At 55.0% G+C, this 10,234-nt stretch carries 9 protein-coding genes and 1 pseudogene; 5 read left to right on the top strand and 5 right to left on the bottom strand.

Going from position 1 to position 10,234, the window contains the following annotated elements:
- The 5 genes and pseudogenes from ODJ80_RS07140 to ODJ80_RS07120 form a co-directional block, all read right to left on the bottom strand.
- On the bottom strand, positions 1 to 1,748 hold a 1,748-nt coding region (locus tag ODJ80_RS07140), incomplete at its 3' end, for a recombinase family protein (RefSeq protein ID WP_263041524.1).
- Positions 1,749 to 1,780: 32 nt separating this feature from the next.
- Positions 1,781 to 2,080 (bottom strand): annotated as a pseudogene (locus ODJ80_RS07135) (hypothetical protein); the annotation flags it as partial.
- Positions 2,077 to 2,550 carry a PcfB family protein gene (locus ODJ80_RS07130; RefSeq protein WP_263041523.1) on the bottom strand — a complete coding sequence of 158 codons (474 nt, stop codon included), beginning with the start codon at positions 2,548 to 2,550 and terminating at the stop codon, positions 2,077 to 2,079. The gene ODJ80_RS07130 and the pseudogene ODJ80_RS07135, both read right to left, overlap by 4 nt.
- A 36-nt stretch (positions 2,551 to 2,586) precedes the next feature.
- The gene (locus tag ODJ80_RS07125) at positions 2,587 to 3,531 is read right to left on the bottom strand and encodes a DUF6017 domain-containing protein (protein WP_002604485.1); all 945 of its coding nucleotides are present in this window, start codon (positions 3,529 to 3,531) and stop codon (positions 2,587 to 2,589) included.
- Positions 3,532 to 3,659: 128 nt separating this feature from the next.
- Positions 3,660 to 3,878, bottom strand: a complete 219-nt coding sequence (locus ODJ80_RS07120; protein ID WP_002604486.1) for a hypothetical protein — start codon at positions 3,876 to 3,878, stop codon at positions 3,660 to 3,662.
- Positions 3,879 to 3,955: 77 nt separating this feature from the next.
- On the opposite strand from ODJ80_RS07120, the gene ODJ80_RS07115 reads away from it, so the two are divergent.
- From ODJ80_RS07115 to dnaK, 5 genes are all read left to right on the top strand, one after another.
- The gene (locus ODJ80_RS07115) at positions 3,956 to 5,509 is read left to right on the top strand and encodes a recombinase family protein (RefSeq protein ID WP_317619878.1); all 1,554 of its coding nucleotides are present in this window, start codon (positions 3,956 to 3,958) and stop codon (positions 5,507 to 5,509) included.
- A 269-nt stretch (positions 5,510 to 5,778) separates the two neighbouring features.
- Positions 5,779 to 6,372: a pentapeptide repeat-containing protein gene (locus ODJ80_RS07110; RefSeq protein WP_263041521.1), complete on the top strand. Its 594-nt coding sequence runs from the start codon at positions 5,779 to 5,781 to the stop codon at positions 6,370 to 6,372.
- 176 nt (positions 6,373 to 6,548) lie between these two features.
- Positions 6,549 to 7,574, top strand: a complete 1,026-nt coding sequence (hrcA, locus tag ODJ80_RS07105) for a heat-inducible transcriptional repressor HrcA (RefSeq protein WP_178864037.1) — start codon at positions 6,549 to 6,551, stop codon at positions 7,572 to 7,574.
- Between the two features lie 50 nt (positions 7,575 to 7,624).
- Positions 7,625 to 8,176 carry a nucleotide exchange factor GrpE gene (grpE, locus tag ODJ80_RS07100; protein WP_263041520.1) on the top strand — a complete coding sequence of 184 codons (552 nt, stop codon included), beginning with the start codon at positions 7,625 to 7,627 and terminating at the stop codon, positions 8,174 to 8,176.
- Between the two features lie 75 nt (positions 8,177 to 8,251).
- Positions 8,252 to 10,093: a molecular chaperone DnaK gene (gene dnaK, locus ODJ80_RS07095; RefSeq protein WP_263041519.1), complete on the top strand. Its 1,842-nt coding sequence runs from the start codon at positions 8,252 to 8,254 to the stop codon at positions 10,091 to 10,093.
- Positions 10,094 to 10,234 lie beyond the last annotated feature (141 nt).

Genomic DNA, 10,234 nt, shown 5'->3' with positions numbered 1-10,234 from the left:
TGGTAGGCGCGGCTCTTTTCCTTTTTGGCTTCTTCGATTTCCTCCCGCATTTGCCGGACTTCCTGCTCCGTAGGCTCTGCAAGCTGTGTCACTTCGTTCTCAAATCTGCCGATATAGTTGAAATATATCCCGATGTGCTGAATGGCTTGTTTTGCCCTTTTCTTGTCGCGCTCATGCACTTCAATCCGGCTGATAAACTCGTTGAGAATGGCGGGGGTCAGGTCGGTAAAGGCAGCGTAGCGTTCCGTCAGCTTCAAAAACTTCTGCGCCCGTCCGCCCGCGTTCTCAAAAGCGGATAGCTGCTCTTGCAGCTCGGCAAGCTCCGCTTTCAGCGCATAGTATTCTTCTGAATACTTCTGCGACATTTGCTCATAGCGGTCTTGCGGGATCGTGCCGAGGGCGTTGTCCTCATAGAGCTTGTTCAGCACCTTGTCAATCTGTTCAAGGCGCGTCGTGATTTGCGGGATACGCTTCTGCTGTTTCTTGGTCTTGTCGGTCTGCTGCATGGCAAGGTTCTTTTTCACTAAGGCTTCAAATTCCGCCCAGTTGCTGATAGAATAGTCCTCGATTTTCTTCAGCACTTCCGCGATGGTCTGCATGAGCAAATCCGCGTCAATGATGTGCGGGGAATTGCATTTGGGGTTTTTGGCTTTTCCCTTGTGGTACTCGCTGCAATAGGCAACATGACGCTTGCCGCCATTCCGATAATCTATGCGAATGTGCATTTTCGCGCCGCAATCCTTACAGAAAAGCAAGCCCGACAAAGGGTGGATTTCCCCGTCCCCGTTGGGGCGTTTGACGGGCGCATTTTCCAAAATCCGCTGTACGGTTTCAAAGTCGGTGCGGTCAATAATCGGCTCATGCACATTTTCGGTTATCTGCCATTGGCTCCGGTCTACATAGTGGTTCCGCTTGTCGCGGAAATGCTTTGTGGTCTTGAAGTTGACAACATCACCGCAATACTCCTGCCGCGTGAGGATATGGGTCAAGGTGGCTTTGTTCCACTTATAGCGGTTGGCCTCATTGAGCGCCCTGTTTTTACAGGTTCCCCGCCCGCGCTCTTTCATGTAGAATGTGGGCGTTGGGATTTGCGCCTGCGTGAGATATACGGCGATTTGGTTTCGGTTTTTCCCGTCCAGAAACAGGCGAAAAATCAAACGGACAACTCCGGCGGCTTCCTCGTCGATAATCCAAAAATCCTTGTTGTCCGGGGATTTGACATAGCCATAGGGGGCTTCGGTGGCAATCGGCTTTCCACTCATGCCCTTCGTCTTAATGCCCGTTTTCACTTTCTTGCTGATGTCCTTTGCGTACCACTCCGACATGATGTTGATAAAGGGCGCAAACTCCAATGTGTCGGGCTTCTCGCTGTCTATCCCGTTGTTGACCGCGATAAAGCGCACATTGTTCCGTCTGAATATCTCCATAGCGTTGCCGACTTGGAGATAGTCGCGCCCCCAGCGCGTCAGGTCTTTCATAATGCAGACACCGATTTTTCCGTTCTCCACATCGTCCATCATGCGGGAGTAGGCAGAACGGTCAAAAAATCTGCCGCTCTCGTCGTCGTCAATGTAGTGCCGGATATTGGTTAAGTGCTGCCCTCTGGCATAGTTCTCCAAAAAGATTTTTTGGTTTTGTATACTGTTGCTCTCGCCGCCGTCCCTGTCCTCGTCGCCCACGGAAAGGCGGGAGTAAAGGGCGGTGATTTTGCTATAATCAGTCATGTGCATAACCTCCTGTGCGTCCATATAGGTGTCCTTTACACTTAAAATTATGCACTCCATCGGGCAGAGCCGTACTCCGCGCCCTTGCGGTATTTCTTCGCGTTTTTCCCTTTGACATAGACTATCAAGCGGATAATCACCGCACCGACAATGCCGACAAGCAAATCCAACGGGTAAACGCTCGGCAAGGCGTTTTCAAAGGCTGCGGAAAATCCTTGTGTGATATTCAGTATCTTTGCAGAAATATCCGCGCCGGGGGCAAGCCGCACCGCCTGTCCGACTTTATCAAAGAGATAGACAAAGAACACATAGGGGATATTCGGAAGTATCAGCTTTTTGTAGTTGATCTGCTTCATATCTCGCGCCCCCTGTCCATTTTCTTTACCTTGTCGCGGGCGGCGTTAAGCTGCTTCGCCTTGTCCTTTGCAGCGGCAAGGGCTTTGCGGATAGAGGGATTTTTCTCCCGGTTCAGCTTCTTTGCGGAAAACTCTTGAAACGCTGCGGTCATAACGTCCGCGTCCCGGCCTTTGAAAAACACAAGGTAACGGGTCTGCTCGCCCTTAACCTTTTTTAGCGAAAAATCTATGTTGTATTTCTTCGCCGTACTCTCAAAGGCTTTAATATTGCTGTCGGTGATCTCGATGTTGGAAACACCCGCGTTCTGCTTCATAAGCTGCCGCATGGTCTGTTTCCCATGCGCGGGTTTGCTTTTCTGCTCCAAAAACTTTTGGATTGCTTTCTGTAACGCCTGTTCGGTAAGCCGCGCCGCGCCTTTTCCCACTTTGACGTATAGGGCAATCGTTTTTTGGGTTACTTCCTCCTGCAAGGTATCAACTCCTTTCCCGGTAAAGTGCGGCTATGCTCATTCGCCGCCGTATAAGTCGTGATTGACAAGGGCGGTATAGTAGCTGTCAATGGTACTCGGCGCGTTGAACAGCACCGCTTTTAGATACTGCTTGATGTTGCGCACTTTGGTTGTGTTCTCCCTCATGCAATCCAAAACAAACTCAATATGGCTGCTGTTCAGCTTCAAAAACTTGGATTTCACCAATTCGGCGGGGTAGTCGTCCCCGGCAATACGGATTGTCTTTCGGGCTGTGCAGACGGTTTCCAGCATAAGGTCAACAATCTCGTCCAAACGGTCTTTGTCAATTTTGCAGTTTTGAATGAGATGGTCGTATTCGATATTGTCCTTGATAATCTCCCTGTAAATCTCTACTGCGCTATTGCTTTTCGCTTCCGTTCTTTTCCTTTCCGGCGGCGTAGCCGCTTCGCCATGCGCAAAGGGCAAGGGGTTTAGGGAATGGAAAGGAATGGAATCGGTACTTGATAAATCAGTAATTGATTGTTCTTTACTTAATATATCTTTATTTAATTGCGTTGGATTTTCCAACGTAGGTTTTTCCTGCGTAGGTTTTTCCAACGTTGGATTATCCAATGTTGGATTTTCCAATGTAGGTAAATCCAATATAGGCGGCTGTCCGCCGCTGGTAGCTGCTTCCGGCTCTCGCGGCTGCGGCTGCTCGTATATGACGTAATCTGCGCCCCGCAAGCGTCCCTTTTCGTCGCGCTCCCGGCTGCGCACGATATATCCGGCTTTTTCGAGTTCCTTTACCGCTTCGCGGATTGCGTCGATCTTCTCCCGGTTGATATGGGATAAGCCCGCAAGGGTATAATCCCAATCTTCGGGCAGCGAAAGCATTTGCGACAACAAGCCCTTTGCCTTTAAGGACAATTCCTTGTTTCGCAAGTGGTGGTTGCTCATAACGGTATATCCCGTATTTCGCTCCACTCTGAAAACTGCCATATTTCCTCACTTCCTCTCTTGGTATGCGTGGACAATTAGAAAGCCGTTTTCGGCTGTTTTGGTATTGCAATATGCCCTTTGCCGTTTTCGCGTCTGCAAAGCCGCATGGCACAAGGGCTTTTGCCCGTCTATTTGTCCATGCTGGCGTGCGTTTTCCGCGTCCTTTTGCCGGGGCAATAGGGACACTCTTTGAAAACGCAAAACTCATATTTCCACCCGGGGCGGTAGAAACGGCAAGTGCCGCAATCTTCATCATCTCCGGCACAACCGGATTGATAGCGGTCAAATCCCGGCTTCTGCTGCATGAGCAATTCAAACGCCCGCTGCTTGCCCTTTGTGAAATACATTCCGGCTGCACCTCCTTTCCTGCGGGCATAAAAAAACGGCGTTACTTTCTCCCCCAAAGGGGTTAAGGTAACGCCGTTTGTGTGCGTATTCAGTTTTTAACACATTCCCTGTCTATCCGCTGTCCGCAAAACCATTGATTTTATTAGCTTTTTGCCGCTATCGCTATCACACCTCATTATTTAACCGGCCTGCGTTTCAACGGATGATTGGCGACATAGAAGGGGGCAAGGTCAACACAGTGATTGTCAAAGATCTCTCCCGGTTTGGCCGGGAGTACGCCCAGATGGGCCTCTACATTGAGCACTACTTTGAGGAGAAAGGCGTTCGCTTCCTCTCCCTGGCGGAGAACATTGACTCCAGCGAGGGGCTGAACAACCTTGTCCTTCCCTTTACTAACGTGATTAACTCCCTCTATGCGCGCCAAGCCTCAGAAAAGACAAAGGCGGCCCATCGGGCAAGAGCCAAAAACGGGATGTTCCTTGGTTCGCGTGCACCGTATGGCTATCAGAAAGATCCCAAAGACCGCCACCACCTTATCGTGGATCCGGAAGCTGCGGAGGTGGTGAAGGAGATTTTCCGAATGTTCGCGGACGGGATTGGATATGTGCGGATGACCAAGATACTCCGGGAGCGGAACATTCTCAATCCACAGGCTTATTTTAACCAGAACAATCCGGACTATTACAAGCACAGTGACTACTGGCGCAAGCCTTTTGACTGGCACGCCACCTCGGTGCGGGCCATCTTGAACAACCCGGTCTATTTGGGGAAGCTGACCTTTGGTAAAACCAAGACAAAGGGGTTCTTCGATAAGCACCGGGTAGCCACCGAGGAATCGGACTGGATCGTGGTGGAGCACACCCACGAGCCCTTGGTGAGCCAGGAGCTCTGGGACACCGTTCACCAGATGATGAAGGCCCGGCGCCGGGAGAACAGCAGCGGCCACGTGCAGCCCTTTGTCGGCCTGGTAAAGTGCGCTGGGTGCGGTTCTTCTCTCAACGCCAGCTACGACAATAAGAAGGGAAAATATACGGGCTTTTCCTGCTGGGTGTACAAGAATTACGGCAAGCAGAGGTGTACCTCCCATGCCATTGGCTGGCAGACACTGAACCGACTGGTGCTGGAGGACATCCGCCGCAACGCGCATGTGGCAAAGTTAGCGTCTTCCCGATACATGGAAATGCTGCTTTCCGCTAAGCTGGAAAAGGAAAAGGATGAAACGGCCCGAGCTCGGAGGGAACTGAAAAAGACAGAGAAACGTGTGGAAGAGCTGGATAAAATCCTTGCTAAACTATACGAGGATCAAGCCTTGGGCAAGATTAGCGAAGCCCGATACCAGGCCATGGCCCCCGGGTATGAGAAGGAGCAGGAATCGCTGAAGAAGAAACGCGACCAACTTATTGCGCAGCTAGCCCACACCCAGGAGGTTCAGGACAATGTTGAGCAGTTTGTTCCCCTGATTCAGAAGTATACTGACATTCAGGAGCTCACGCCCTACATTCTCAACGAGCTGATTGAGAAAATTGTTGTCCACGAGAAAAAAGTGGACGAAGACGGCTCTAAAAGTCAACTGGTGGAAATTCACTACAAATTTGTAGGCTGTATTGACCTGGGTGCGATGTTGGGATAATGAGAGAAAATACAGAAATGAACATAGGCCCTGGCGGAAAGCCGGGGCCCATGTTTTGTGGGGAAGATATGAGAGATAAACCACACTTATGGACAACCACCGGTTGTCAGTTCGATTCTGACCAGTAGCTCCACATGGCGGCAGGGCCTGGGCCTTGCCGCTTTTCTTGTGCTGCGGGAACGGCCTTGTGCCAACAACGGGCGCCGGCGGTGAGAAAGCGTGTGAGAACTCAGAAGGGCAGGGCCCTTGCCCCTCCGGGAGGTGCCGTTATGAAAGAATATTGCGGAGAGGTCTTTTCTAAACTGGAGCTGGCAGGGGAAGAGCTCTCTGGCCTGCTGCTGGAGGACTGCCTGTTCCAAAGCTGCCGTTTTACAGAGCTTTCCCTGGTGAACTGCCGGTTTTCCGGCTGCCGTTTTGTGGACTGCAAGGTGGCGGCCCCCAAGCTGCGGGGCTGCCAGATGTTCTCTTGCGATTTTGAGAACTGCGCCCTTTCCGGGGTGGATTGGTCCGCCCTGCTGGACGAGCGCAAGAGGGAGATGGGCTTTTTGCCCTTCGACAGCCTGAGCGGCTGCTCCCTGCGCCATTGTGTGTTCTTTGGCTTGGACCTGAAGAGCTTCAACTTCTCCCGGACGGACTTGTCCGGCAGTGTGTTCGACGGCTGCCATCTGGAGGGGGCCAGCTTTCAGGAGTGCCGCTTGGGGGGAACCTCCTTTGCCCAGAACGACTTGTCCGGGGCGGACTTTCGTGGCGCGGAGGAGTATTTTTTCTCCTTGGAAAGCAACCGTGTCAAGGGGGCCCGCTTTTCATTGCCAGAGGCCGTAAACCTGCTCTCTGCCTTGGGAGTGGTCATCGAAGAATTATAACCCCGTTGGAAACGCCGCCTGTGGGCGGCTTTTTTTCTGCTGTTTTTCCCTTTGGGGCCATTCATAAACAATTTACAAAAAGCTCCTTGACTTTTGCTGACCTAGGTGGTACAGTATAAGCATGGATTAGCACTCGAAGTAAAAGAGTGCTAAAACAACCAGCGGAGGTGAAAGGCATGGAGCTTACGCCACGAAAGGAGCGCATCCTGTCCTCCGTGGTCGCCGGGTATATCAAAAGCGGCGAGCCCGTGGGGAGCAAGGCCATCGCGGACGAAGTGGGCGTTTCCTCGGCCACGGTGCGCAATGAGATGGCCGGCCTGATCGAGCTGGGCCTTTTAGAGCAGCCCCACACCTCGGCCGGGCGGATCCCCTCTCAGAAAGGGTATCGGGAATATGTGGACCACCTGATGAAGGTTCCCGAGCTGAAGGAAGAGGAGCGGCGCGCTTTTGACTCCATGCTTCTCTCCGGCTCTTACGATCCGGAGAAACTGCTGGGCCGGGCCTCCCGGCTGCTTTCGGGGGTGACCCGGTGCGTGGGAATCGCCACCACCCCCAGCGGGGATGCCGCCCGGGTAAAGGCAGTGCAGTTTGTCCAGACCAGCCGGCGCACGGCCATGCTTATCCTGATGAGCTCCGCCGGCACCATGAAGAACCGGGTGTTTCACTGTGACTTCGATTTGACCAACGATATCCTGCGGGTGTTCTTCCGGGTGTTCAACGGCAAACTGGCCGGCAAGGCGGTGGCCGATATCACTCCGGCCCTGCTGCAGGGCATTGGGGTCAGCCTGGGGCAGATGTACGTCCTGATGGGGGCGCCCATGCGGGCCCTTCTGGAAGTGGCGCGGGATACCATGGGCACCGAGGTGTTCCTGGGCGGCCAGATGAACCTGCTGTTCTACCCCGAGCTGGAGCACGGGGGTGCCCGCCGGGTGATGGATTTGCTGGAGCGCCGGGAGGACCTGGTTCTGCTGCTGCGGCAGCGTCCGGGGCATGTGGTCACACGCATTGGCAGGGAGCTGGGCCGGCCAGAGCTGGATAAGACGTCTCTGGCTGTCAGCCGCTATCTGGTGGACGGGCAGGATGCGGGGGCTCTGGCGGTTCTGGGGCCTGTTCGGATGGACTACCCCCGGGTGACTTCCGTCCTGCAATACGTTGCCGCCCAGGTGGGGCAGCAGCTCACTGTTTTGATGAAGGATGAATGACAGCGGCCGGGCCGCTGAATCCATAGAGATTATAGAAGGGAGCCGGGAACATGGCAAAGGATAAGAAGAAAGAGCCGGAGCAGACGCCGGAGACCCAGGAGCAGAAAGCAGAAGCGTCCCAGCCGGAGGAGGCTGAAAAAAAGGAATGCCCTCCGGAGGAGACCGAACTGCAAAAGCTTCAAAAAGAGTTTGAAGAGCACAAACAGCAGCACCTGCGGGTGCTTGCGGAATATGACAACTTCCGCAAGCGCACTGCTAACGAGAAAAGCGCCATCTACAACAATGCGGTCAGCGATACCGTAAAGGAGCTGCTCCCCATCGCCGACAACATCGAGCGGGCCCTGGGCCAGGAGAATGCCTCCGCCGAGGACATGAAAAAGGGTGTGGAGATGATCGAGCACCAGATTCAGGCCTGCTTTGAAAAGCTGGGCCTCACGGAGATGGGAAAAGTGGGAGAGGCTTTCGACCCCAACCTGCACAACGCCGTGGCCCACATCGAGGATGAGTCCTTGGGGGAGAACGTCATCGCCGCCGTGTATCAGAAAGGCTATAAGCTGGGGGACCGGGTGGTCCGCCACGCCATGGTCCAGGTGGCCAACTAACAGCGCAAGTCCAACACATTGACATATACGAAATCCTGTAACGATATTTTAGAGAACAAAGGAAGGTAGTTTATTATGGCAAAGACAATCGGCATTGATTTGGGTACTACAAACTCCTGTGTGGCTGTCATCGAGGGCGGCGAGCCCGTTGTTATCCCTAACGCGGAAGGCGCCCGCACCACCCCCTCTGTGGTGGCTTTCTCCAAGACCGGCGAGCGCATGGTGGGCCAGGTGGCAAAGCGCCAGGCCATCACCAACCCGGAGCGCACCGTCTCCTCCATCAAGCGGGAGATGGGCTCTAACTACAAGGTCACCATCGACGGCAAAAGCTACACCCCCCAGGAGATCTCCGCAATGGTCCTGCAGAAGCTGAAGGCCGATGCCGAGGCCTACCTGGGCGAGCCTGTCACCAGTGCGGTCATCACCGTGCCCGCTTACTTCACGGACGCCCAGCGCCAGGCCACCAAGGACGCCGGCAAGATCGCCGGCCTGGATGTAAAGCGCATCATCAACGAGCCCACCGCCGCGGCCCTGTCCTACGGCGTGGATAAGGACAACGACCAAAAGGTCATGGTCTACGACCTGGGCGGCGGCACCTTCGACGTGTCCATCATCGAGATGGGCGACGGCGTGCAGGAAGTGCTGGCCACCGCCGGTAACAACCGCTTGGGCGGCGATGACTTCGACCAGCGGATCATGGACTGGATTCTGAACAGCTTTAAGGCCGAGCAGGGCATTGACCTCTCCGGCGACAAGATGGCCATGCAGCGCATTAAAGAGGCCGCCGAGAAGGCTAAGATCGAGCTTTCCGGCGTGACCAGCGCAGCCATCAACCTGCCCTTCATCACCGCCGACGCCACCGGCCCCAAGCACTTGGATATGACCCTTTCCCGCGCCAAGTTCAACGAGCTCACCGCCGACCTGGTGGAAAAGACCATGGGCCCCGTGCGTCAGGCATTGAGCGATTCCGGCCTGTCCATCGGCGAGATCAGCAAGGTGCTGCTGGTGGGCGGCTCCAGCCGTATCCCCGCCGTGCAGGAGGCTGTGAAGAACTTTATCGGCAAAGAGCCCTTTAAGGGCATCAACCCCGACGAGTGCGTGGCCATCGGCGCCGCCATCCAGGCCGGCGTGCTGGGCGGCGAGGTCCAGGGCCTGCTGCTGCTGGACGTCACCCCCCTGTCCCTGGGCGTGGAGACCATGGGCGGCGTGATGACCAAGATCATCGACCGCAACACCACCATCCCCACTAAGAAGAGCCAGATCTTCTCCACTGCCGCTGACGGCCAGACCCAGGTGGAGGTCAACGTCCTCCAGGGCGAGCGTGAGTTTGCCCGGGACAACAAGCAGCTGGGCCTGTTCAAGCTGGATGGCATCGCTCCCGCTCCCCGGGGCATCCCTCAGATCGAGGTCACTTTCGACATCGACGCCAACGGTATCGTGAACGTGTCCGCTAAGGACCTGGGCACCGGCAAGGAGCAGCACATCACCATCTCCTCCAGCTCCAACATGAGCAAGGAGGACATCGACCGCGCTGTGAAGGACGCCGAGCAGTTTGCCGAGCAGGACAAGAAGCGCCGTGAGGAAGTGGACACCAAGAACAACGCCGAGAACCTGTGCTACACCGCTGAGAAGTTGGTTTCCGACAGCGGCGATAAGATGCAGGATTCCGATAAGAACGAGATCAACACCAAAGTGGCGGCCCTGCGGGAGACCTTGAAGAATGGCACTGTGGAGCAGATCAAGGCCGGCATGGACGAACTGCAGAAGGCTGTTTACGCTGCCAGCGAGAAGCTGTACCAGCAGCAGGCGCCCCAGGGCGGCCAGCCTGGCCAGCAGCCTCCCTATCAGGGCGGCAACCCCGGAGATAACGGCGGCGACGGCAATGTCTACGACGCCGACTACAAGGAAGTTGACTAAGGCCTTGGCTTTTTCCAAGGCATGACCGGCCAAGGATGCGGGGGCGGGAGACCGTCCTCGCGTCTTTGGGTGTTGGGGCTGGAAGGGCCCCTGGAAATTTTGCGAATTTTGCGTGAGAAAAGCAGCGAGCCTGCTGTTTGG

It is taken from the genome of Acutalibacter sp. LFL-21, assembly GCF_025630755.1.
GTDB lineage: Bacteria > Bacillota > Clostridia > Oscillospirales > Acutalibacteraceae > Acutalibacter > Acutalibacter stercoravium.
This window is presented reverse-complemented; position numbering and strand designations above follow the sequence as displayed.

Bases quoted from the DNA above. Each gene is read 5' to 3' on its own strand.
- dnaK (WP_263041519.1), top strand. From the start codon at position 8,252: ATGGCAAAGACAATCGGCATTGATTTGGGTACTACAAACTCCTGTGTG.
- ODJ80_RS07120 (WP_002604486.1), bottom strand. From the start codon at position 3,878: ATGTATTTCACAAAGGGCAAGCAGCGGGCGTTTGAATTGCTCATGCAG.
- hrcA (WP_178864037.1), top strand. From the start codon at position 6,549: ATGGAGCTTACGCCACGAAAGGAGCGCATCCTGTCCTCCGTGGTCGCC.
- grpE (WP_263041520.1), top strand. From the start codon at position 7,625: ATGGCAAAGGATAAGAAGAAAGAGCCGGAGCAGACGCCGGAGACCCAG.
- ODJ80_RS07110 (WP_263041521.1), top strand. From the start codon at position 5,779: ATGAAAGAATATTGCGGAGAGGTCTTTTCTAAACTGGAGCTGGCAGGG.
- ODJ80_RS07125 (WP_002604485.1), bottom strand. From the start codon at position 3,531: ATGGCAGTTTTCAGAGTGGAGCGAAATACGGGATATACCGTTATGAGC.